The sequence below is a fragment of the Solidesulfovibrio fructosivorans JJ] genome (assembly GCF_000179555.1).
In the GTDB taxonomy this organism is placed as follows: Bacteria; Desulfobacterota; Desulfovibrionia; order Desulfovibrionales; family Desulfovibrionaceae; genus Solidesulfovibrio; species Solidesulfovibrio fructosivorans.
Map to the genome: position 1 here is coordinate 31,040 of NZ_AECZ01000026.1, position 23,377 is coordinate 54,416.

Annotated in this window: 17 protein-coding genes; 6 read left to right on the forward strand and 11 right to left on the reverse strand. The window is 67.8% G+C overall.

Going from position 1 to position 23,377, the window contains the following annotated elements:
- Positions 1 to 320: 320 nt before the first annotated feature.
- The 5 genes from DESFRDRAFT_RS15695 to DESFRDRAFT_RS15715 all read right to left on the reverse strand — a co-directional run bounded on the left by DESFRDRAFT_RS15695 (position 321) and on the right by DESFRDRAFT_RS15715 (position 5,774).
- Positions 321 to 590: a hypothetical protein gene (locus DESFRDRAFT_RS15695; RefSeq protein WP_005995539.1), complete on the reverse strand. Its 270-nt coding sequence runs from the start codon at positions 588 to 590 to the stop codon at positions 321 to 323.
- Positions 587 to 1,240, reverse strand: a complete 654-nt coding sequence (locus DESFRDRAFT_RS15700; protein WP_005995540.1) for a peroxiredoxin — start codon at positions 1,238 to 1,240, stop codon at positions 587 to 589. Before DESFRDRAFT_RS15700 ends, DESFRDRAFT_RS15695 begins: the two co-directional genes overlap by 4 nt.
- 114 nt (positions 1,241 to 1,354) lie before the next feature.
- A complete protein-coding gene (locus DESFRDRAFT_RS15705; protein ID WP_005995541.1) occupies positions 1,355 to 4,015 on the reverse strand; it encodes a [protein-PII] uridylyltransferase family protein in 2,661 nt (886 codons plus the stop codon).
- A 186-nt stretch (positions 4,016 to 4,201) separates the two neighbouring features.
- Positions 4,202 to 4,540 (reverse strand): P-II family nitrogen regulator, encoded by a 339-nt coding sequence (locus DESFRDRAFT_RS15710; RefSeq protein WP_005995543.1) that lies wholly within the window; start codon positions 4,538 to 4,540, stop codon positions 4,202 to 4,204.
- 19 nt (positions 4,541 to 4,559) lie between these two features.
- Positions 4,560 to 5,774 (reverse strand): ammonium transporter, encoded by a 1,215-nt coding sequence (locus tag DESFRDRAFT_RS15715; RefSeq protein ID WP_005995544.1) that lies wholly within the window; start codon positions 5,772 to 5,774, stop codon positions 4,560 to 4,562.
- A 269-nt stretch (positions 5,775 to 6,043) separates the two neighbouring features.
- Here DESFRDRAFT_RS15715 and DESFRDRAFT_RS15720 point away from each other — a divergent pair, with 269 nt between their 5' ends.
- Both DESFRDRAFT_RS15720 and DESFRDRAFT_RS15725 read left to right on the forward strand, forming a co-directional pair.
- A complete protein-coding gene (locus tag DESFRDRAFT_RS15720; RefSeq protein ID WP_005995545.1) occupies positions 6,044 to 7,537 on the forward strand; it encodes an ATP-binding response regulator in 1,494 nt (497 codons plus the stop codon).
- A 174-nt stretch (positions 7,538 to 7,711) separates the two neighbouring features.
- The gene (locus tag DESFRDRAFT_RS15725) at positions 7,712 to 8,350 is read left to right on the forward strand and encodes an FkbM family methyltransferase (RefSeq protein ID WP_005995546.1); all 639 of its coding nucleotides are present in this window, start codon (positions 7,712 to 7,714) and stop codon (positions 8,348 to 8,350) included.
- Here the strand turns inward: DESFRDRAFT_RS15725 and DESFRDRAFT_RS15730 are convergent.
- From DESFRDRAFT_RS15730 to DESFRDRAFT_RS15755, 6 genes are all read right to left on the reverse strand, one after another.
- A complete protein-coding gene (locus tag DESFRDRAFT_RS15730) occupies positions 8,334 to 9,491 on the reverse strand; it encodes a glycosyltransferase family protein (RefSeq protein ID WP_005995547.1) in 1,158 nt (385 codons plus the stop codon). The genes DESFRDRAFT_RS15725 and DESFRDRAFT_RS15730 overlap by 17 nt on opposite strands.
- The gene (locus tag DESFRDRAFT_RS15735) at positions 9,488 to 10,111 is read right to left on the reverse strand and encodes a histidine phosphatase family protein (protein WP_005995548.1); all 624 of its coding nucleotides are present in this window, start codon (positions 10,109 to 10,111) and stop codon (positions 9,488 to 9,490) included. The genes DESFRDRAFT_RS15730 and DESFRDRAFT_RS15735 overlap by 4 nt, the downstream gene beginning before the upstream one ends.
- 65 nt (positions 10,112 to 10,176) lie before the next feature.
- The gene (locus tag DESFRDRAFT_RS15740; protein ID WP_005995549.1) at positions 10,177 to 14,151 is read right to left on the reverse strand and encodes a PAS domain-containing protein; all 3,975 of its coding nucleotides are present in this window, start codon (positions 14,149 to 14,151) and stop codon (positions 10,177 to 10,179) included.
- A 130-nt stretch (positions 14,152 to 14,281) separates the two neighbouring features.
- Positions 14,282 to 15,397: a glycosyltransferase family 4 protein gene (locus DESFRDRAFT_RS15745; RefSeq protein WP_005995550.1), complete on the reverse strand. Its 1,116-nt coding sequence runs from the start codon at positions 15,395 to 15,397 to the stop codon at positions 14,282 to 14,284.
- Complete coding sequence (locus DESFRDRAFT_RS15750; RefSeq protein ID WP_005995551.1) at positions 15,394 to 16,680, reverse strand: glycosyltransferase family 4 protein; 1,287 nt, start codon at positions 16,678 to 16,680, stop codon at positions 15,394 to 15,396. Before DESFRDRAFT_RS15750 ends, DESFRDRAFT_RS15745 begins: the two co-directional genes overlap by 4 nt.
- Positions 16,681 to 16,753: 73 nt before the next feature.
- Positions 16,754 to 18,193, reverse strand: coding sequence for a dihydrolipoyl dehydrogenase family protein (locus DESFRDRAFT_RS15755; protein WP_005995553.1), 1,440 nt, complete (start codon positions 18,191 to 18,193; stop codon positions 16,754 to 16,756).
- A 121-nt stretch (positions 18,194 to 18,314) separates the two neighbouring features.
- Here DESFRDRAFT_RS15755 and DESFRDRAFT_RS15760 point away from each other — a divergent pair, with 121 nt between their 5' ends.
- The 4 genes from DESFRDRAFT_RS15760 (at position 18,315) to DESFRDRAFT_RS15775 (ending at position 23,225) form a co-directional block, all read left to right on the forward strand.
- On the forward strand, positions 18,315 to 19,649 hold the full coding sequence (locus DESFRDRAFT_RS15760; protein WP_005995555.1) for a dihydrolipoyl dehydrogenase family protein: 1,335 nt from the start codon (positions 18,315 to 18,317) through the stop codon (positions 19,647 to 19,649).
- Positions 19,650 to 20,037: 388 nt separating this feature from the next.
- Positions 20,038 to 21,723 carry a biosynthetic-type acetolactate synthase large subunit gene (gene ilvB / locus DESFRDRAFT_RS15765; RefSeq protein WP_005995557.1) on the forward strand — a complete coding sequence of 562 codons (1,686 nt, stop codon included), beginning with the start codon at positions 20,038 to 20,040 and terminating at the stop codon, positions 21,721 to 21,723.
- The gene (locus DESFRDRAFT_RS15770) at positions 21,707 to 22,018 is read left to right on the forward strand and encodes an ACT domain-containing protein (protein ID WP_005995559.1); all 312 of its coding nucleotides are present in this window, start codon (positions 21,707 to 21,709) and stop codon (positions 22,016 to 22,018) included. Before ilvB ends, DESFRDRAFT_RS15770 begins: the two co-directional genes overlap by 17 nt.
- A gap of 67 nt (positions 22,019 to 22,085) precedes the next feature.
- Positions 22,086 to 23,225: a PAS domain-containing sensor histidine kinase gene (locus DESFRDRAFT_RS15775; protein ID WP_043795014.1), complete on the forward strand. Its 1,140-nt coding sequence runs from the start codon at positions 22,086 to 22,088 to the stop codon at positions 23,223 to 23,225.
- Positions 23,226 to 23,377: the final 152 nt, after the last annotated feature.

The following is a 23,377-nucleotide window of genomic DNA, read 5'->3' on the forward strand; positions in this document are numbered from 1 at the left end:
CAACCTCCAGGCGCGCTTGGCCGGCACCGCATGGCGCATGGCCGGCGCATCGATACTGGACACCATAATACCGCCACGCGCGACCGTAAAGGCCGCGCCGGGATACCGGGACCTTCGCCGGGCCCTGTTCCGTTAAAGCCTGCCGAGGCGGGACCACGTTTTCCGAAGGATGCTTCCCCGGCCCTCCAGCCCCAGGAGGCAAGCCAGGGTGTCCATACGACGCCGGTCAAGGCAAGGGTTTTGGAAAGGGAGGGCGCGAGAAGAGAGACCCCTTTTTAAGAAGGGTTTCCCCTCTCGCATCCTCTTTGCAAAAGAAATATCTAGCGCGGGAGTTTTTCCCGCGCCAGCTCGGTCAGGGCCAGCCGGCCCTCGACATCCATGAGCAGCCCCAGATTGATCAGATCGCGCACCATGGGCTCGACCTGGGAAAAATGGCGCACCAGGGCCCGGCTGATATCCTCTTCGGTCGCCGGTGGATCGCAGACGCGCAGGATATCCTTGGCCGTCTGGGTGAGCCCTCCGTCGGGTTTGATGGCGGCGACGCTTTCATCAGCGTCTATGCGTTCGTCTAGGTTGTCCTCGGACGTCATGCAGTCTCCTTTTTGCAAAAATACCAATCCGGGCAGCCCGGCCCGCCCGCCTTCACCCGCTCCTCGGCCATGGCCTTGGTGCGGGGCGGCGGGACGAGCACCGCCTCGCCCGGCTTCCAGCCGGCCGGGGTGGCGACGCCGCGGGCGTCGGTCGTCTGCAGGGCCGCGACCAGCCGCACGATCTCGTCGACATTGCGGCCGGTTGTCATGGGGTAGGCGAGATGGGCCCGCACGATCTGGCGGTCATCGATGACGAAGGTCACGCGTGACGGCTCGTTGGGCGATTCGGCAGGCATGCGCATGCCGTAGCGCCGCGCCACCATGCCGGTGGTGTCCGCGCCCAAGGGGAAATCGACGGTGACCGAAAACCGCGACTCCAGGGAGCGCACCCAGGCGATGTGGGAAAAGATGGAATCCACGGACAGCCCGAGCAGTTCGCAGCCGCTGGCGCGCAGGGTCTCGCGCGCGCCGGCGAAGGCGATGATCTCCGTGGCGCACACCGGAGTGAAATCCGCCGGATGGGAAAAAAGCACCAGCCAGCTTCCCCGGAAATCTTCCAGACGCAGAATGCCCTGGGTGGTTTCGATCTCGAAATCCGGGGCGGGCTCCCCGAGACGCGGGGGGCACGGCAGGGCTTCAATGTCGCTCATGCGGGCTCCTTGACGGTCGCGGCGCAAGGCCGCGACACGACGTAGATGCCCAAGGTATCGCCGCAACCAAGGCCGTCGTCAAGCGTCGACACCGCTCGGATACGCCCGCCGGGCTCAGTGCGCGGCGCACAAATCGTCGGCCAGCCGGTGCAACAGCGCGGCCTTGATCTCCGCCGCCTGCTCCGGGTCCTCCACCCGCCTGCCGTCGGGACCGCGCACGTAAAACACGTCGCGCACCCGGCCGGCCGGGGTCACCACCTTGGCCAGATGCGTCTCCAGGCGCAGCTCGTAAAGCGTGTGGGCGATGTCGTAGAGGAGGCCCACCCGGTCGTCGCAGGTCACCTCCAACACGGTGTAGAGGTCCGAGGCCCGGTCGTCGAGCACCACCTCGGGCGGGGTCCGGGGGCAATTGGCCGCCGCCGGCGCGCACAAAAACGATTCCCGCTTTTTCGCCAGCCGGTAGGCGAGAAAAAGCTTGCCCGAAAACGCATAGCGCACGGCCCGGGCGACCCGGGCGAAGACCTCGTCGGCATAGAGCACATCCGGCGGATTGGCGGTGCGAAGCGACAAGATCGTCACCCCGCCCTCCCACACGAAAACGTCGGCGTCGCGGATGGACAGGTCGTAGAGGGCCAGCGCCCCGCAGACCGTGGCGAAAAGGGCGCGCACGCCCCGGGCCGCAACGGTCAGGCGAAAGCCGTCGCCCTCGGGCAAGGCCTCGTGGCGCAACACGGCCACGTCCCGGCCCCGGCGGGCCGAGCGGGCGCTCGGGCACATGCGCCTGTCCTCGACCTCGGCCGCGTCCAGCTCTTTGAGCAAGGCCAGATGGACCAGGATGGTTTCAGGCGATTCCACCACCAGGTAGCGCGGCGGCATGGCCAAAAGCGCCCGCTCCAAGGCCTCGGGCTCCATGCCCTCGCCGGCCAGCTCGCGCACGCGCTCCCGCGTCGCCAGCATGATTCTGGCGTCGCCGGCGTCGAAGATCCGCCCCTGCTCGATGGCGGCGCGGACCTTGTCGTAGAGTTCGAAGATGAGCGATTCCTTCCAGCCGGTCCAGGCCTGGGGCCCGGTGGCCTGACCGTCGCAGCGGGCGATGAGCGTCAGCATGTCGAGGGTTTCCACCGTGGCCACCCGGGCCGCCACTCCGGCCACCACGTCCCGGTCGGCCAGGTCGCGGCCGGTCGCCGTTTCCGGCAACAGCAGGTGCTCGCGCACGAGTCCGGCCACGGCATGGCGCACCTCCAGCGGCGCGGCCAGCCGGGCCAGCATGGCCTCGGCCAGCTGCGCCCCCTTTTCCGCGTGCCCCCCGCCAAGCCCCTTGCCCACGTCGTGGAGCAAAAGTCCCCAGAAAACCAGCTCCGGCCGGGGCAGGCCGGCCAGAAGCGCCTTGTAGCGCGAGGGCTCCCCGGCCCGGATGCCGGCCAGGAGCCGCACCGCCTCCAGGGTGTGCCGGCCCACGGGGTGCACGTGGTAGATGTCGAAGGCGACGATGTCCTCGACCCGGGCGAATTCCGGCAAGGCGGCCCGCAACAGCCCGGTGGCCATGACCGCGTCCATGGCCGCGCCGGTGGCGTCGGCCGCCATGACCGCGCCGAGGCCGTCGTAGAGCCGCCGCCCGGTGCGCGGGGACACACCGGCCAACCGGGCATAGGCCGAAGCAATGTCCCGCATCCGGCGAAGCGTCTCGTGGGACGGCGCCCGGCCCGTCCGGGCGCAGGCCAGAAGCAGGTCGAAAAGCCCCTCCATGGCCGCCTCTTCGGAGAGTCCCGGCGCGAAGCGCAGCCCCTCCGGGGCGAACTCCACGCCGCCCCCCAGGGCCTTGGCCGGCGCGCCGAGATCGAGCGCCCCGAGAGAGCCGGCCAGAAGCGGCCAGGCGGAAAGGCGCAAGGCCTTGATGTCGGCCATGCGGCGCAACAACCGGGCCAGGAACCGTTCCACCCCGGCCCGGTCGCCGCGCGGTCCAAAGCCCATAGCCTCGGCCACGCGCTCCTGAAACTCGAAATAGAGCTTGTCGTTTTTGCGGCCGCACAGGCGGTGCAGGTGCATCCGGGCGGTCAGGACGAAACGGAAATCCTCGGCAAGGGCGGCCAGTTCCGGGGCGAGGAGTACGGCATCGCGCTCGCGCCCGGCGTCCAGGGCCAGTAGCCAGCGCACCTGATGGGCGTCGCGAAGCCCGCCAAGGCCGTTTTTGAGGTTGGGCTCGAGCATGGCCCCGGCATCGCCGTAGGAGGCCTTGCGCTCCTTGTTGCCCGCATCCAGCCACAAGGCGAAATCGGCGGATCGGGCCGGAAACACGTCGGCGGCCAGCCGGGCGGCCAGCCCCTCGTGCACGCCGGGGTCGCCGGCAAGAAACCGGGCGTCGAGCAGCGAGGCCAGCACCTGATGGTCCGTACGGGCAAGCGTCAGACACTGGTCCAAGGTGCGCACGCCATGGCCCAGGTCCACGCCCAGGTCCCACAGCGGGAAAAAGAGGAACCGCGCCAGTTCCGGCGCGTCGGCCGGGCATTCGCCGCCGAAGACCACCAGGACGTCGATGTCCGAGGCCGGGCACAGCTCACGCCGGCCGTAACCGCCCACGGCCACCAGGGCAAAGGCCGCCCGTTCGCCCGAGGACGCCTCGTATTCGGCCAGACGTTCGCGAAAATAACGGTCGAAGACGTCGGCCAGAGCGGCGACGTAGGACACGTCCACCTGGCCGTCGGCCAGGGCCGTATCCAGAAGGGCCTTGCCTTCGACGAGCAGGGCCGCGCTCGGCGGCTTTTCTTGTAGGGACATGCATGGTTCCGGGGAGATCACGCGCGAAGACGGGGAAACCTTGGCAACCTCTTCATCGTTTTCCTTACCGATGAGGCAATATTCTTCCTTTCCCCAACACCTTTAGAAAATTTAGGAAAGGGAGAGCGCGAGAGGGGACAACCCTTTTTCAAAGGGTTTCCCCTCTCGCACTTCTTCCTCTTTTCCTTAAATAGCCGCGTTGCCGGTCTCGCCGGTGCGGATGCGGATGACCTCGTCGATGGTGGAGACGAAGATCTTGCCGTCGCCGACCTCGCCGGTCTGGGCGGCGGCCTTGATGGTGGCGATGACCTCGGCGGCCATGGCGTCCTCCACCACCACCTCCATCTTGACCTTGGGCACGAAATCCACCTGGTACTCGGCCCCGCGGTAGACCTCGGTATGACCGCGCTGGCGGCCGAACCCCTTGACCTCGGAGATGGTCATCCCCTTGATGCCGATGCCGGTGAGCTTTTCCTTGATCTCATCGATCTTGTAAGGCCGCGTGATGACTTCGATCTTTTTCATGGCGCGCGTACTCCCCACGTTAGAGCTGGTAGCCGACTTCACTGTGCTGGCTGACGTCGAGGCCCTTGGTCTCGTCTTCCTGGCTTACCCGAATACCAACCATCACGTCCACGATCTTAAAGAGGATCAAGGACATGACGAAGCAGTAGGCCCAGGTGGCGACCACGGAAACGAACTGGATCCACAGCTGGCCGGGGTTGCCGTAGAAAAGGCCGTTGGCCCCGGCGTCGTTGACGGCCGTGGTGGCGAAAAGCCCAGTGGCAAGCGCGCCGAAGGTGCCGCCGAGGCCATGGATGCCCACCACGTCCAGGGCGTCGTCGTACTTGAGTCTGCTTTTTAAGAGCACGCCGCCGTAGCACAGCGCGCCGGCGACAAGGCCCATGAGGATGGCCGGCATGGGCTCGACGAAGCCCGCCGCCGGGGTGATGGCGACAAGTCCGGCCACCGCGCCGGAGGCCATGCCGAGCGTGGTCGGCTTGCCGCGATGGAGCCATTCCACCACGATCCAGCTCAAGGCGGCGGCGGCGGCGGCGAGGTGGGTGGTGACGAAGGCCGAGGCGGCCAACCCGTTGGCGGCCAGGGCGCTGCCGGCGTTGAACCCGAACCAGCCGAACCACAAAAGTCCCGCGCCGAGGATGGTCAGCGGCAGGTTGTGGGGAATGAAGGCCTGCTTGCCGTAGCCGTGACGCCGGCCCAGATACAGGGCCGCGGCCAGGGCCGAGGCACCGGAACTCATGTGGACCACCGCGCCGCCGGCGAAATCGAGGGCGCCCATCTTGGCCATCCAGCCGCCGCCCCAGACCCAGTGGGCCATGGGCGAGTAGACCACGATCATCCACAGGCAGGTGAAGACGAGGAACCCCGAAAATTTGATGCGCTCGGCGAACGCGCCGGTAATCAGCGCCGGCGTGATCACCGCGAACATGCACTGGAAGATCATGAAGGCCAGGTGCGGGATGTTGTCCACGCCCGGCTTGGCGGCGGTCCCGACCCCGCGCAGAAACACGTAGTCGAGATTGCCGATCAGCCCGCCGATGTCGCCGCCAAAGGCCAGGCTGTAGCCGACGATGGCCCATATGATGGTGACGGTGCCAAGCAGGATGTTGGAGTGCATGAGCGTGCCGAGGATGTTCTTGCCCCGGACCATGCCACCGTAAAAAAGCGCCAGCCCCGGGGTCATGAGCATGACCAGGGCAGCGGAAATGAGCACGAAAGCGGTGTCCGCCGCGTTCATGGTTTTCCCCCTCTCATAACGTTTTTGTGTACCAAACCCCAGACGACGCCGTGTCTCCATCCGCCCCGGGGCAGGCAGGCCGGACCTTTCTCCACATGAGTCCGGCGCGCTCCGAAGGCGGCACGACGTGAGTCTCCCTAGTTTGAAGTTGACATTTTTGCAACTCCCAAAAAGCCCCACCCCGGCCGCGCGGATATTGCCGCGCCCCTGGCAAGGCGCGGCCGAATGGTCTAAGCTTCCACCATAATCAGCTGTCCGCGGAGACCGCCATGGCCGAGACCACCACTGCCACGATCCTGATCGTCGAGGATGACCCCGACGTGCGGCAAGCCGTGAGCCTTTGGCTGACGGCCTCGGGCTACGCCGTCGCCACCGCCGACGACGGGCGGACCGGGCTTGCCGCCATCCGCGAACACAAACCCGACGCCGTGCTGCTCGACCTGCGCCTGCCCGGCCTGGACGGGTTCGACGTGCTCAAGGCCCTGGCCCGGGAAGGCGGCAAGCCGCCGCCGGTCATCGTCATCTCCGGCCAGGACGAAATCCAGGGCGTGATCCAGGCCTTTCGCCTCGGCGCGGCGGATTATCTGCAAAAACCCATCGTCAGCTTCGACCTGCTCGGCCATGCCCTGGAAGCCGTGCTCGAGCGGCAGCACCTGTCCCGGGCCGTACGTCTGGCCGAGACCCGCTATTTCAATCTGGTGCAAAACCTGCCGCTTCTGGTCTTCGTCCTGGAAGCGGACCTGCGCGTGGCTTTCATTAACAAATTTTGCCGCACGTTGCTCGGTTTTTCTCGAGGCGAGGCACTGAGCGAACGGGATTGGTTCGTGACGCGCCTGCACCCGGACGACCGGGAACGCGTGGTCCAAAGCCTCACCCGGGACTTCCCGGCCCGGGGCCGCGCCCGCACCGAGGAATGCCGGTTCATCCACAAAAACGGGGCCACGGTCCACGCGCTGCTGCGGGCCATCCCCTCGACCCGGCCCAACCACGACGATGCCGCAACCATGATCGAGGGCATCGTGGTGGACATCACCGACCGGGTGGAACTGGAACGCTTCGTGGTCCAGGAGGAAAAGCTCAAGACCCTGGGCGCGATCTCGGCGGAAGTGGCCCACGAGATCCGAAACCCGCTTTTTTCCATCGCCGGCTTCGCCCATCGCCTGCAAGCCCGGATGCCGGACAACCGCGAGGCGGGCATCATCCTGGCCGAAGCCAGACGCCTCGAGGATATCCTGGACCGGATAAGCACCTACCTGCACCCCGTCGATCTGCGCCCGCGGCTTTGCTCGCTCGGGGCCATCGCGTCCGCCGTGGTGGAGTTCCTGGCTCCGGAATTTTCCGCCCGGGGCCTCGCCGCCGATACCAAGCTCGCCCCCGGGCTGCCCGATCTCCAGCTCGACCCGGAACTGCTCACCCAGGTGGTCACGAGCCTCGTGCGCTACGCCTCCAAACGCCTGCCCCAGGGCGGCCGGGTGTCCCTCGCCACCTCGCGCCACGCCCGGTTCATCCACCTCGACGTGACCTTCGCCACAACCATGCCGGTGGACGATCCGGAACTGCTCTTCCTGCCCTTCGAGGAAGGCGAGGAGCGCCTCGGGCTGCCGCTGGCCTACCGCATCGTCAAGAACATGGGCGGTTCGCTCACCTTCTTCCAGCTTGGCGGCGAGGCGACCTTCACCGTGCAACTGCCCCTCGGCGCGCCCTACGACCAGGCGCCGGATTTGGATGAAGAGGAGGATGAGACCGGGGGGGAACCTTTTTGAAAAAAGGTTCCCCCCCCGGACCCCCTCTCCAAAAACTTTTAACGGTGATAATACGTTCTACCTATCGCATCCCCTTATTATAAAATTTTGGAAAGGGAGAGCGCGAGAGGGGACAACCCTTTTTAAAGGGTTTCCCCTCTCGCACTGTCTTTCTTCCCAAAGGAATGCCCATTCATGCGGGAGAGCTGGATCGATCGTCTTTTGGAGCTGGCGTTGCCGGAAGCCCCTGTCATTGTCGACGGCGGGGCCAACAAGGGCAATGTCGTGGAGCGGCTGCTTACGGCCCTGCCCCGGGCGCGCGTGTTGGCCGTGGAGCCCCAGCCGCGTCTGGCGCGCAAGCTGGCCAAGCGCTTTGCCGGCGACGCCCGGGTGACGGTCCGGGCCGTGGCTCTCGGCGATGCGGCGCAGACGCGCACCCTTTCGGTCATGAACCGCCCCACGCTGTCCTCGCTCCTCCCGCCCACGGGAATCCGCGACAAATATGCCGACCAGACGCTCACGGTGACGGAGACGGTGGACGTGCCGGTGGCGCGGCTCGACGCCGTGGCCGCGGCCGCCGACGTCATCAAGCTGGACTTGCAGGGCTACGAGTTGCCGGCGCTTCGCGGGGCGACCGGACTTTTGCCGGGCGTGTCGGTGGTGGTGGCCGAGACGGCGCTGGTGCCGCTCTACGCCGGACAGGCGCTTTTGCCCGAACTTGAGGCTTTCCTGACGGAATACGGATTCGCCTGCGACGGGCTCTACGATTTCGCGCGGGACGCGGACGGCCGGATCGTGTCCGGGGATGCGGTCTTCGTCAAACGGAAGGCGTGACCAGCAACGCGGCCGTGCGCCGCGCGCCGTCGAGATCGACAGCGGCCCGGGGCGGCCGGGGCGCGTCCAGAGCGGCGACGATCCGGTCGGCCAGACGGTCCGGGACGAGATCCTCCGGCGCAACCAAGCCCAAAAGACCCATTTCCTCCAGGCGGCCGGCCCGCAGACGCTGCTCGCGATTCTGGTCGAAGGGGTACACCAACGCCCGGGCGCGGGCGGCCAGAAGCGCCATGACCGTGTTGTACCCGGCCAGACTCACCGAGACATCGGCAATCTTCAAAATGTCGGCAAAATTGTCGGCAAAACGCGCCACTCCGGCGTCCGGCAGGCTCGCCGCCGCGTCCCCGAGCGCCCGGTACGCGTCGTCCGGGCAATACGGCCCGGCAAAGACCCGCACCGCCAATTCCGTAAGACGCGCCCGCTCGCGGCAGGCGGCCAGGGTGGCGGCCAAAAGCTCGGAGCCGACCTTGCCCCCTCCCGCGCTTGCGACCAAAAGCCCCTTCCCCTTTTTCACGCCAAGCGCCCGGCGCACGGCCCCCCCGTCGACGGCCGCCTGCGGCGCGGGAGCCACGTAGCCCGTGTAGGCCACGGGCACGGGAATATCCGCGGCCCGGGAAAACGTGGCCGACAGCGGAAAAAGCGCCGGGTCGCCATGGACGCACACCGCGTCGAAAAAGCGCTCCAACCGGTCCAGGACCCGGGCCTCGTAGCCGGCCTGGTCCTTTTTCTCGACCAAAATGTCGCGCACGCCGCAAACGACCCGGCAGGGGCCGTACGCGCCGGCACGGATGGCGGCCAGGGCGGGCACGAGCTCGAATTCGAAGGCCTTGCGGCCAAAAGGATAGAGTTCGACGAAAAAGACGTCCGGTGCAAAGGCGGTCAGGGCATCGAGCAGCATGGCGGCCCGGGTCTTCTTGGCCGTTTCCAAAGCCTCCCCGTCCAGGGACAGCGCGGAAAATTCCTCGTCCATGGACAGGGCCGGCAGCCGCACGACGGCAACGTCCTGCGGCAGGCCGACCGGGGCGTCGGGCCCGCCGAGGATGCACAGCCGCTCATGCCCTTCCAGGGCGGCGACGATCTCCAGGGTGCGCATGAGATGCCCCATGCCGAGCACATGCTGGCAGTACAGGGCGATTTTCACGCAATGTCCGGGGCGGGGACTTCCTCGGGCGGGACCACGTCCAGGGCGTCGATGGACAGCACGCCGTCCTGGCAGACCAGGCGCTGCAACCGGGACAGGTCGAACGCCGGCGGTTCGTCCGGCGTATAGTTCCGGCCGAGCAGATGGTACAGGATGGCCTTGATGACGCCCTGGTGGGTGACGACCAGGACCGCGCGCCCGGCATTGGCCCGGGCGGCGTCGATCAGGGCGTGCTCGGCGCGCTGGCGCACGTCGCTTCGCGACTCGCCGCCGGGGGGACGGAAATCCCAGCCCGCCGCCTCGGCGGCGCATTTGTCGGCCTCGGGGATGTCGCGCCAGTACTTGCCCATCCAGTCGCCAAAATGCTGTTCACGCAACCGGCGGTCAAGGGTCACCGGCAGGCGCAGGCGCAGGTTGAAAATGCCGGCCGTGGACTTGGCCCGGCCCAGGTCGCTGACGAGGATGCGGGACAGGCCGAGCCCCGAAAGGCGCGGCGCCAGGGCTTCGGCCGCGGCGTGCCCTTCCGGGTGCAATTCGCTGTCCCATTGCCCCTGGATGCGCTTGTCGCGGTTCCACAGCGTCTCGGCGTGGCGTAAAAGATAAAAGACGGTTCGAGCCATGGAAACGCCCCCTCCGTGATGCGTTGCGCCCGGTATGCCCCAAAATCCCTAAGAGCGCACCCCGATTATGGGGCAAGCCCCCGCAGGAAATCGTCCATACCGGCGACCACCGCCTGGCAGGCGGCGACCAGGGCCGGAGCCAAGGCGACAAACTTGTCGGCATCGCCGGCGGCGGCGACGATCTCCGCTTCGGCCGCCAGGGCGCGCATGGTCGCCGCCCCGAACATGGCCGCATTGCCCTTGAGCGTGTGGGCCACCCGTTCGCAGACCGGCATGTCCCCGGCGCGAAGAGCCGCCTCCATGTTCGCAAGCTGCTCCGGCACCGAAGACACGAACGCCCGCCCCACCCGGGACAAAAGCCGCGTCTTGGTGCGGTACTGCCGCATGAGCCCCTGCCTGTCGAGGATTTGCCTGTCCCCGTCCTCGATACGGCCCACCCCGGAGGGCATGCGGCCGCGCCGGGTCAGCACGTCGCGCACGACCGCGAAAAAGGCTCCCACGTCGATGGGCTTGATGATGTAGTCGTCGAGTCCCGCCGCCAAAAAACGTTCGCGCTCCTGGTCCATGGCATAGGCCGACAGCCCGATGACCGGCAGATCCGGGTCGATGGGCGGATGCCCGGCCCGGATGGCCCGGGTGGCGGCAAGACCGTCCATGACCGGCATCTGGATGTCCATGAGCACCACGTCGACCTGATGCGCGGCCAGATAGTCCAGGGCGGCCCGGCCGTTCTCGGCCACGGCGACGGTATGGCCCCTGTTTTCCAGGAGGTCCGAGGCGAACACCCGGTTGACCCGGTTGTCCTCGACCAAAAGGATGGAAAGCGGCGGCAAGTCGTCGGACCGGGGCCCGGCCGGCGTGTCCGCAACGGATGCCGGTTCGACGCGGGCCGCATCGAAGGGACATTCCAGCCGGAACGCGCTGCCCTGGCCAGGGGTGCTTTCGAGCGATATCGTCCCGCCCATGAGCCCGGCCAGCCGGCGGCAGATGGCCAGCCCCAGTCCGGTGCCGGCCTGGCGCTTGGTCAGGCCGCCGTCGATTTGGGTGAAGCTGTCGAAAATCGTTTCCTGCTGCTCGTAGGGGATGCCGATTCCGGTGTCGGCCACGGTAAAGCGCAGCCACAGCCGGCCGCCCTCCCCGCCGGAAGCGGCGCACGGCGCGTCGGCAATGGCGACGCCAAGCCGCACGCCCCCCTTATCCGTGTACTTGACGGCGTTGTTGACCAGATTGCGCAGCACCTGGCGCAGCCGCAACCCGTCGCCGCGTACGGCCCCGGGCACGTTTTCCGCGATGTCGAGGACAAGGTCGAGCCCCTTGGCCTTGGCCAGGACCTCCTGCTCCTTGAGCACGCCCTCCAGGCCGCGCACGAGATCAAAAGGCTCGGCCTTGAGTTCCATGCGGCCGGCCTCGATCTTGGAATAGTCGAGGATGTCGTTGATGATGGAAAGCAGGGTGCCGGCGGACTCCTCGACCACGGTCAGGCGTTCGCGCTGCCGGGGTTCCAGGCGGTCGGCCAGCATGAGCTGGACATAGCCCAGCACGGCATTGAGCGGCGTGCGGATCTCGTGGCTCATGTTGGCCAGAAACGCGCCTTTGGCCTGGCTGGCCCCCTCGGCCCGTTCCAGCGCGTCGGCCAGTTCCGCCTCGAGCCGCTTGCCGGCGGTGATGTCGCGCACGATCTCGACCACCCCCGACACCACGCCGTCGTCATCGAAGAGCGGGTAACAAAAAAGCTCCACCCAGCCCGAAGCGCTGCCCGACTCGATCTTGGGCACGAGGCTTATGGCCAGTTTGCTCGTGGCCAGGGCCCGCAAGGAGGGACAATCGTTGCAGGGCATGCCCCGGCCGTGAAACAGGTCGAAGCACTTGCGCCCGACCATCTCCCCCCGTTCGGCGTAGAGCGCCCGCATGGCCTTGTTGGACGAGGTGACGGTCAGGTCGGGCGTGAGCACGCAGATGCCGTCCTGGATGCCGGAAAGCACCGTATCCAGAAAACGCCGTTCCCGACGCAGCCGGGACTCGGCCTGTTCCCGGGCCTCGATCGCCCCGGCCATGCGTTGGCGCAGACGCAGCGCCTCGGCCTCCAGGGCGTCGCGGACTTGAACGGCCGCCCGATCGGCCAGTTTGCGCTCGGTGATGTCGATGGCCGCGCCGATGATGCCGGCAACAGCGCCTCCGGCATCGTGGAGAAGCCCCTTGTGGACGATCATGTGGCGCGCGCCGGCCGGCGTCGGCAGCACGGCCTCGTAGACCTGCCGCCCTCCCTTGGCCAGCAGTTCCCGGTCGATCGCATGATACGGCCGGGCATCGGCCTCGCCGAGAAAATCGTCGAGGGTGCCGCCGACAAGGCGCTCGCGCGCAATGCCGCTTTGGGTCTCGAAAGCCTGGTTGCACCCCGTGAAGCGCCGCTCGACATCCTTGAAAAACACCGCCAGGGGCAAGGCCTCGAGCATATTGCGGGCCCTGGCGTGCTCGGCGCGCAGGCGCTCCTCGGCCAGCTTGCGCGCCGTGACGTCGCGGCCCACGGCCTGGTATTCGCAGAGCGTTCCCGCCTCGTCGAACATGGCCCGATAAATCCAGCGTTGCCAGCGTATGCGGCCGTCCGGGCGCAGCACCCGATGCTCGAAGCCGGTGGTCGGCCGGACGGGGGATATGGCGGCCAGGCGCCTTGCCACCAGGTCCGCGTCCTCGTCCGGCATGGGCGAGCGGAAATTCTCGGCCACGCACGCCTCGGCCGTCTTGCCCCAGTAGCGGGCAAAGGCCGTGTTGACGAACAGCAGCCGTCCGGCGGCGTCGATGCGGCAGATCAGTTCGGTGATGTGCTCGACGATGGAGCGGTAGCCGTTTTCGCCGGCGGCGTTCTCCGGCGGCGGCAAGGCGGAGAAATCGGCGCAGGCCCCCTCCAGGCACACCGGGCTGCCGAGCGCGTCGCGCTGGGCGCGCACATAACATTTGATGCGCGCCATACTGCCGTCATGATGGTAGAAATGCGTTTCGAAAAAAACAGGATCGGCCTGTCCCAGGGCGCGCACGAGCAGTTCCCGGCGCTGAGGGATGTCCAGACGCACAAGGTGTTCGTCGGTGCGGGCCTGACGCAGGCAATCGTTCGCGTCGCGGCAGCCGAAGAGCCGGGCCAGGGTCGTGTTGACGGCCAGGGGACGGCCGGCCGTGTCCAGGCGAAAAAGCCCCTGGGCGGCATTGTCGTAGAGGTCCCGGTATTGTTCCGCCCGCTTGCGAAACGCCGCGCCCTCGGCCGCCGACAAAAGCTCGGAGACGACCTGGGCCACGTCGGTCCAGGTCAAAAGCCCGAGCAGGTAACCGGCGGCGTCAGTGACGGCCAGCCTCCCCGCCCCGGCCCCGTCCATGCCGGAGACGGCCTCGGTGAGCGGCAGCTGCGGCGAGATGGCCACCACCGGGGCGCGCATGACCGCTTCCACGCGGCAATTGGCGATATCGCGTCCGCCGGCCAGAAGCGCCACGGCGTCGCGGGTCGTAAACGCGCCGCGCGGCCTGTCCGCCTCGGCCACCACCACCCCGCCCACGCCGGTGCGGATCATGCGGGCCAGAACCGACGGCAAGGTCTCGCCCACCGCCGCCGTCACCACCGCCCGGGCCATGGCGCTGGCCACGGTGCGTCCGGGAAACTCGCCGATCTGCCCGCACAAGCGGGTCACATGGAACGGAGCCAGAATCCCCACGGCCCGGCCCTTGGCGTCCACCACCGCCAGCCGCCGCGACGGCGCGGCGAGCAGGTGGCGCAGGGCGGCCGGCAGATAATCGGTGTCCAGAGAAACGGCCACAGGGTCCATGAGGTCGCGCACGGCCAGATGGGCGGCCGTGTCCGGGGTCTGGACGAGCACCCGGGCCAGCCCGCGCGTGGTGACCACGCCAAGCGGCCGGCCGCCGTCGAGGACGAGGGCTTCACCGGCTCCGGCGTCGAGCAACGTGCGGGCGGCCTGGCCGGCCGAGGTCCAGAGACCGAACGTCAGGGGCGTTGCGGGGGGTAAATCACGCAGCGGCGTTTCGCAGAGATTGGCCATGACAGGCTCCGGCCTTGTCGACGCGCACCGCTTAGGCCGCAAGGCGTATGTAAGGAATAATAATTCCTATATAACAAACATTTTATTATATATCATACCATAAATGTTTTGATTTCGGCCAGAAGCATTTTCAACCCTCGCCGGCCAGCCGGCGCAGCACCCGGGCCATCACGCCGTAATTGCGGTCCCGGTCGTGCTTCTCGCGCACGTATGCCTCGGCCGCCTCGCCCATGTCCCGGCGGAGCTGCCTGTCCGTGAGCAGCTCGCACAGGGCCCGGCGATAGGCCGCGTCGTCGCCGGGAGGGGTGAGCAATCCCGTGCGGCCGTTCGCCACCACTTCCGGCACGCCGCCGTCGGCCAGGGCCACCACCGGCAGCCCGGCGGCCTGGGCCTCCAGGTAGACCATGCCGAGGGATTCCCGAATGCCGGGAAAAGCGAAGATATCCCCCGCGCCGAAAAGCGCCCCCATGTCCTCCCGGTCGACGCGGCCCAAAAACAGATGGCGGTCGGGCAGCTCGCGCCGGGCCAGGGCCATCAGCTTGTCCCGCATGACTCCGTCGCCGGCGATCACCAGGAAAAAAGGCGTTCCCTCCCGGGCCAGCTCGCCCAGGCGCAGAAAAAGATAGACAAGACTCTTGGTCTTCACGTCGTCGCGAAACATGGCCGCAGTGACGATGATCGGCGCGTCGCCCACGTCCCACTCCCGGCGCAGTTCCCGCCGGGCCTCGGCGTCGAAAGCGAAGGCGTCGGGCCGGATGCCTGGGCGCACATAGGCGAGCCTGTTTTTGGGCAACAGCCGGGCCAGGTTGGCGTAATCGAGCCGACGGTTGGTGACCACCAGCCGGGCGGCCAGAAGCGCCCGGCGGTTGAGCTCGTAGCCAAGGCGGGTCTTGAGCCTGCGCTGGGTCTTGGTGGAATAGACGCCCTGGAAAACGACGTAGGGAATGCCGAGCTCCCGGGCGACGTAGGGGCCGAGGATATCCGGCGACTTGTAGTAGGTGTGGAAAGTGAGCCAGACCTTGACCCGGGCCAGACTGGCCGCTTCCAGGGCGGCGCGGCGCGCGGCCAGGGCCTTCAACCACAAAAGCGGCCGCGTGGAAAACCAGCGGGTGCGAAACCGGCTCGGGGTCACGATCGTGATTCCCCCCGCTTCCAGGGCGGCGGCCAGCTCGCGGCCGATGGTCCGATCGCCTGAGGGATCGGGATGATCCAGGGGCTTGAAGGGCGCGTACAGGGCGACGTTCACGCGGCCCCGCCCGGTCCGGCAACAGGCGACGGGACCTTGCCTCCGGCATGGCGGGCGAAGATGGCCGCCAGCCGTTCGATGTTGGCCGCGTTGTCGAAATCGCGGGCCACGGCGGCCCTGGCCGCGTCGGTCAGGCGCGCGCGAAGCTCCGCGTCGGCGAGCAAGCGCCGGATATTGGCCGCCAGCGCCGCCGGATCGTCGGGCGGACAGGCCAGGGCCGTCTCGCCGTCTTGCGCCAGCTCCGGCAGGGCCGAGACGTTGGTGGCCGCAACCGGCACTCCCATGGCCATGGCCTCGACGATGACGTTTGGCACGCCGTCGCGGTCGCCGTTTTTAAGCACGCGGCAGCCGAGGACAAACACGTCGGCTTTCCGGTAGAGCGCCAGCACCGCCTCGTGGGGCATCGCCCCGCAAAAATTCACCCGGTCCGCGATGCCAAGGGCCCGGGCCCGCGCTTGCAGGGCTTCCCGGTCCTCGCCCTCTCCCACGAGGTCGTAGGTGAAGTCCATCCCCTCTCCGGCCAGACGGCCCAGGGCGGCAAGGACCGTGTCCAGACCTTTTTTGGCCGTCAGTCTGGCCACGGTCAGGATGCGATACGGCGGGGCCGGATCGGGGCGTTTTTCCGGACCGTGGAAAAGCGACAGGTCGATGCCGTGGTAGACGTCGTAGACCGGCGTGCCGTTTGGCGAAAGCCGGCGCAGATAGGCGGCGTTGGCCTTGGTGCAGGTGACGACGAAGGCGGCCCGGCCGATTTTTTCGGCCAGCTTGCCCGGCTCCTGGGTCCAGACGTCCTTGGCGTGGCCGGTGAAGCTCACGGGCAGGCCGCTTATGAGCCCGGCATAAACCGCGACCGAAGTGGGCGAATGGGCGAAATGGGCGTGCAGGTGGGCGGGTTCGCCCGGGGTCAGCGCCCGGCGGCAGAGAAACCCGGCCTGGAGCAGGTGCTTGACCGTGGCCGAGCGGCGCGTCCGGGCCAGATGCCGGACCATGAGGCCAAAGGCGCGCAGGTAGCCGCGCGGCGCGGCCAGGGCGGCCCGGAAATTCTCGTAGAGAAGCTCCCCGAGCGCCGGCCGGATGTATTCCGGCAGATACACCACATCGGCCTTGATGCGGTAGATCGAGGCATGGCGCGCGGCCTCGCGCGGATCGCGCATGGACACGATGCGCACCTTGAAGCCCTTGGCCTCAAGCAGCAGTATCTCGTTGGAAATAAACGTCTCGGACAGACGCGGATAGCCCTTGAGCACCATGACAAGCCGCACCGCCTCGCTCCCCTCCGTCATCGCGCCACTCCCCCGCGGCCAGGCGTCCGCCGCCCGCCGCCAGATAAATTTGTCCGTCAATCATCCGAAATGGTTACCGCTTTCCCCGATAACCGAAAAAAAGACGCAATACCCGCCGCACGACGGGCGAAAAAAGTTTCGCCTCGAGCCCGCGCCCGGCCGCCCGTTTACTCGTCTCGGCCAGGGTCGGATAGGGGTGGACCGCGCCGGAAAGCGTGCCGAGCCCCACTTTTCCGGCCAGCGCCGCCACCCATTCGCCGGCAAGCTCTCCGGCGTCCGGACCGACGATGCCGACGCCAAGCGGCCGCCCCTTGTCCCCGAGCACGATCTTGACCAGCCCCTCGGTTTCGCCCTCGGCCCTGGCCCGGTCGTTGCCGGAAAAGGGCTCGGTAATCGTCGTGACCGCAAGGCCGGCCTTTCGGGCCCCGTCCTCGGTCGCGCCGACCACGGCCAGCTCCGGCTCGGCGTACACGCAGCGCGGCAACAGCCGGTACTCGGCCTTTTTGGGCAGCCGAAACACCGCGCCCGCGACCACCACCCCGCCCTCGTAGCCGGCGGCGTGCGTGAAAAGGTGCTCCCCCGTGACATCGCCGGCCCCGAAAATATGCGACCGGCTGGAGCGCAACCGGGCGTCGAGCACAAGGCCTTTTTTTGTATGGACAACCCCGGCCGCGTCAAGCCCAAGCCCTTCGAGGTTCGGGGCGCGGCCCATGGCCACGAGGATATCCGTGGCCGCGACGGCCTCGCGCCGCCCGTCCCGCTCGAGGGTGACGGTTTTCGGCGCGCCCGGGGTCACGGACACGACTTTGGCCCCAAGGCGCAAATCCAGGCCCTCGGCGGCGAGGCGCGCCTGGACCACCGTCGCCAGGTCCGCATCCTCCCGGGTGAGTATCCGGGCGCTGCGCTGCACCAGCGTAACCTTGCTCCCCAGGCGAAAAAAAGCCTGCCCCATCTCCACGGCGATCGGCCCGCCGCCGAGGATCACCAGCCGCTCCGGCAGGCGCTCCAGCGAAAAGATCTCCCGGTTGGTGAGAAACCCGGCTTCGGCCAGTCCCGGGATATCCGGCACGGCGGCCCGCGATCCGGTGGCGACGACGATCCGGGCGGCGCTTACGCGCCCGCCGTCGATCTCCAGGACATGATCGTCCAGAAACCGGGCCTCCCCGAAACGGACCTCGGCCCCGAGCCCGCGAAAACGCTCCGGCGAATCGTGTTGCTGGATCGCCGCGATCACGGCCTCGATGCGCCGGCGCACCAGGGCGAAATCCACCGGCGGCAAGGCGACCTCGGGCAGGCCGAATTCCCCGGCCCGGGCCATCATCCGCCGGGCCCTGGCCGTGGCGATGAGCGTCTTGCTCGGCACGCAGCCGAAATGCAGACAGTCGCCGCCAAGCCGGCCCTCACGCTCGACCAGCAGAACCTTGACCCCAAGCCTTGCCGCCCCGGCCGCGACCGTCAGTCCCGCCGCGCCGCCGCCAAGAACCGCCAGATCATAGTCGTATCGCGCTCCCATCTTCGCCTCCGCCCGGGCCGCCGCTTTTCACGCGCGCCCCTGTCTTCGCCGCCCGATCCATGCTAGCCTGATCCCACTTTAAGCCAAAGGCCGGGCCGCCCGCCCGGCAAAGGAAGCCATCATGACGCGAACATACGACCTGCTCGTGCTCGGCGCGGGACCGGCCTGCCACCCGGCGGCGCGTCGCTGCCGGGAAGCCGGCTGGTCCGTGGCCATCATCGAATCCGGACCGCTCGGCGGGGTCTGCCCGCATACCGGCTGCAACCCCAAAAAAGTGCTCATGGCCGCCGTCGAGGCCGTCTCCGCCGCCCGCCATCTGGCCGGCAAAGGCCTGTCCGGCGAGCCCGCCGTCGACTGGCAGGCGCTTATGGCCTTCAAACGCGGTTTCACAAGCCCCATCGACGCCAGCATCGAAAAATCCTATGCCCAGGCCGGCATCGACATCATCCGGGGGCGCGGCGTCTTCACCGGCAGCAACACCATAGCAGTGGACGCAACGGAATACACGGGCAAGAAAATTCTCATCGCCGTGGGCGCGCGGCCCCGGCGTTTCGACTTTCCCGGCAGCGACCGGCTCGACACCAGCGACACCTTCCTCGACCGCGACGCCCTGCCCAAATGCCTGGCCTTTATCGGCGGCGGCTTCATCGCCTTCGAACTGGCCCACATCGCCAAATTCTGCGGCGGGAAAGAGGTCGCCATCATCACCCACGGCGACGCCTTCCTGCGCAACTTCGACCAGGACGCCGTTTCCCGCCTCGTGGATGCGACCCGCGCCCTGGGCATCGACGCGCGCTTAAACGCCCCGGTCTCCTCCATTACCCAAAGCCCCGAGGGCCTGCGCATCGAGGCTCCGGGCGCCAGTCTCACCTGCGACATGGCGGTCAACGCCGCCGGCCGCCCCGCCGCCATCGACGACCTCGACCTCGAAGCCGCAGGCGTCACCCACACCAAGCGCGGCATCACCGTCAGCCCGTACCTCCAGACCGCCAATCCCGACATCTACGCCGCCGGCGACTGCCTGGACGCGCCCTACGCGCTCACCCCCACCGCCGACCTCGAAAGCAAGACCGCCGGGCACAACATGCTCACCGGCAATACCCTGCCCATCGACCGCCGCGGCACCCCGAGCGTGCTCTTCACCCAGCCGCCGCTCGGCATGGCCGGCCTGACCGAAGCCCAGTGCCGGGCCCGCGACATCCCCTACGAGAAAAAGGAATACGACCTGGCCGACGCCTTCCCCTGGAAGCGCCTGGGCGAAACCGTCGGCTATTCCAAGATCCTCACCGCCCCGGACACCGGCCGGATCCTCGGCGCGCACATCCTCGGCCACGACGCCGAGGAAATCATCAACGCCATCGCCCTGGCCATGCGCAACAACCTGCCGGCCAAGGCCCTGGCCGACGCCATCTGGGCCTACCCCACCTGCGGCTATTATCTGCGCTACATGGTGTAATATAGGCTCAGGCTGGGGCGCTGCCCCCCGCTCTCCCCCATCCACCAGACCTACCCGGTAAAGGGGGGTTCGGGGGGCATCAAGCCCCCCGATGGAGGGGTGCAGGGGAGGCAAAGCCTCCCCTGCCTGCCCCGGGGCTTGACGGGCCGGGGGAAGCCGGGGTAAGGATAACCAAACTGACGGAGAAAACCCTGCCATGACTACGACGAATTCCCGCATGCTACCCGAGTCCTTCCGGACCAGCGCGGTCGTAGTAGGCGTCGTTATAACGGCGCCTTAGCGGGGATTCTTTTACAGCAATTCGAAGCTTATCCAGCCCCCGCCGGCGCGCCGGCGGGGGCTTTTTGCGTTTTCCGCCGCGCGTCGTTGGGGCCCAAGGAGGCCCAAGATGATTGAGATGACCGGAGCGCGCATCATTGCGGAAAGTCTCGTGCGGCATGGCATCACCGTGGTGTCGGGCATCCCGGGCGGAGCCAATCTGCCGATGTTCGACGCCATCGCCGAAACGCCGGTGCGCATCGTGCTGGCGCGCCATGAACAGGGCGCGGGGTTCATCGCCCAGGGCATGGCCCGGGTCTCGGGCACGACCCAGGTGTGTCTGGCCACGTCGGGGCCGGGGGCGATGAACGTGCTGACCGCCATTGCCGACGCCAAGGCCGACTCCGTGCCGCTGGTGTGCATCACGGGGCAGGTTTCGCGCGGGCTTATCGGCACGGACGCCTTTCAGGAAGTGGACGTGTACGGCCTGACGATCCCCATCGCCAAGCACAACATGCTGGTGCGCCGGGCGGCCGATCTGCCAAGGCTCATGGCCGACGCCTTTCACATCGCCGCCTCGGGCCGGCCCGGTCCGGTGGTGATCGACGTGCCCCGGGACGTGCAGACCGAACTGGTCCGGTTCGACGCCTGGCCCGAGACGGGGCATGCCGATGCCCAGGCCATGCCGCACACGACCGAGCTGGCCAAGGCGGCGGCGCTCATGGCGGCGAGCCGGCGGCCGGTGCTCTACTGCGGCGGCGGCGCGGCCCGGTGCGGCGCGGGCGAGGCCGTGACCGCCCTGGCCGAGGCGCTCGACGCGCCGGTGGTGACCACGCTGATGGCCCTTGGCCTGCTGCCGGTCGACCATCCGCGAAACGCGGGCATGATCGGCATGCACGGCCGGCCGGCCTCCAATCATCTGCTCACCGACTGCGACCTGCTCGTGGCCATCGGCGCGCGTTTCGACGACCGGGCCACGGGCGACGCCAAGCGGTTCTGTCCGGACGCGGCCGTAGTGCACATCGACATCGACCCGGCCGAACACCACAAGAACAGGCGCGCCCATGTCGCCCTGGCCGGGGACGCGGCCAGGATTCTCGATGCGCTCCTGCCCCTGGTGCCGTCCCGGGCGCGGCCGGACTGGTCGGCGCACCGGGCGGTGCTGCGCGAGCTGCATCCCTTTTCCCTGCCGGCCCTCGGCGATCCCAAAAGCCCGTACGGCGTGCTGGCGGCGGTGGCCGACATCCTCGGCCCCGAGGCCATCGTGACCACCGACGTGGGCCAGAACCAGATGCGCGCGGCCCAGGTCTGGCCGTGCTCGCGGCCGGGACGGTTCCTCACCTCGGGCGGGCTCGGCACCATGGGCTTCGGGCTGCCCTCGGCCATCGGCGCGGCGCTGGCCGAACCGGGCACGCCGGTGGTGTGCGTCACCGGCGACGGCGGGCTGCTCATGAACATCCAGGAGATGGCCACGCTGGTGGAGCTGGGGTTGCCGGTCAAAATCCTGCTCATGGACAACGGCGTGCTCGGGCTCGTGCGCCAGCAGCAGGCCTTTTTCGTAGAGGGGCGCTACACGGCCACGACCTTTTCCGCCCGGCCGGATTTCGCGGCCCTGGCCGCCGGGTTCGGCATGGCGAGCCTCGACATGGCACGCTGCCGCGATGGACGCGGCGCTTTGGCCGCCGCCCTGGCCGCGCAGGGACCGGCACTCATCCGCGTCCCGGTCGATCCCGACGCCCACGTGTACCCCATGGTGCCCCCCGGCGCCGCCAACAGCGAAATGATTCTGGAGGGAAGCCATGCCGACGCCAATTGACGCGAGAGGTCCCGAAAGCGGCCACGCCGTGCTGGAGTTGGCCGCCCATGATCCCATGGCCGCCGTGCGCCATGTGGCCGCCTGTCTGGCCAGGCGGGCCTATCCCCTGCTGGGGCTGGCCTGCCTGCCCCGTCCCGACGGAACGACGCGGTTGGTCGTGGCCGTAACCGACGACGGACGCCTGTCCCGGCTGCTGGCGGAACTGGCCGGATTGCCGGAGATTTTCGCCGCCCGGCTGGGCGATCCCGGCGCCCCGATCCTGGCCGCGCTGGCGGGGAATGCGGCCATGGCCTGAGGACTTGCGGGAGCAGTGCGCCATGCGGTATGCGGACCGGGCGGGATATCCGCGCGGAGGTAGTTCTGTGAACGCCGGAGTTGTTCCGTTTTTACCGGCCCAGCGCACGTCCATAACAAAAATCGGCCGCCAGGCGCAGATTTTCGCCTCGAGCCCGGCGGCCGGCGTGCTCAACCGCCTGCCGTTGGGCGTGGCCGTGTGCAACGATACGCGGCAGATCATCTATTCCAATGAAAAATTCCGGGAACTGGCTTCCCTGGATTGTCCGAACAAGGATGTGCTCGGCCAGCGCCTGGGCGAGGCGCTCTCCTGTCTGGGCGCGAACATCGAGATCGGCGGCTGCGGCACGAGCGAAACCTGCCGCAGCTGCGGCGTGGCCCGGTCGATGGGCAAACTGCTGGCCGGCGCCGATACGGTTCAGGGCGAATGCTCCCTGGCCCGGCATGGCGGCAAGCGCCTGGAGACCCTGGACTTCCGGCTCTGGGCCTGGGGGCTGCCCTACAACGGGGAAATGTTCCACGCCATCATCCTGACCGATACGCGGGCCGAGAAACGCCTGTCGCTTATCGAGCGCATCTTCTACCACGACATCCTGAACATCGTCTCCGGCATGCAGGGCATCTGCGAGATCATGCGCGAAGAGGAGGAAGGCGCCCGCAATGCCGAGCTGGACCTGCTGCTGTTCGCCACCGAGCGCATTAACGACCTCATCGTGTCCCAGCGAGACTTCACCCAGGCCGAGCACGGGGACTACGAAGTCACGGTGAGCAAGCTCGGGACGCTCTCCCTTTTAAACGACATCGTCGCCTTCATGCGGCGGGAAACCTCCGCCCGGGGCAAAACCCTCGTCGTGGCCAAGGACAGCTCCGACGCCTTTTTCGCCACGGACCGCAAGCTCCTCGCCCGCATCCTGGTCAACATGCAGAAAAACGCCCTGGAAGCGTCCGGCCCCGGCGACACGATCACGGCCGGTTGCGACCTGGACGACGGACATGTGCGCTTCTGGGTGCACAACCCCGGTGTCGTGCCTGAGGAGGCCCGGGCGCAGATTTTCCGCCGTGCCTTTTCCACCAAGGGAACCGGCCGGGGACTGGGCACTTACGGCATGAAGCTTTTCGCGGAGAAATACCTCGGCGGCGAGGTCGGCTTCGCCAGCGACGACGACGCCGGCACCACCTTTTTCGTGCGCCTGCCGCTTGAGATCTGAAGAGGGATGGGGAGATGCCTCCGGCGGCCAGGGGGAAACTTTTTGAAAAAAGTTTCCCCCTGGACCCTCTTCAAAAACTTTCATCGGCTTTGACGGGCAGCGATAGAGATGGACCGCGGCCCACAGCCCCTTTTGAAAGTTTTTGGGGAGGG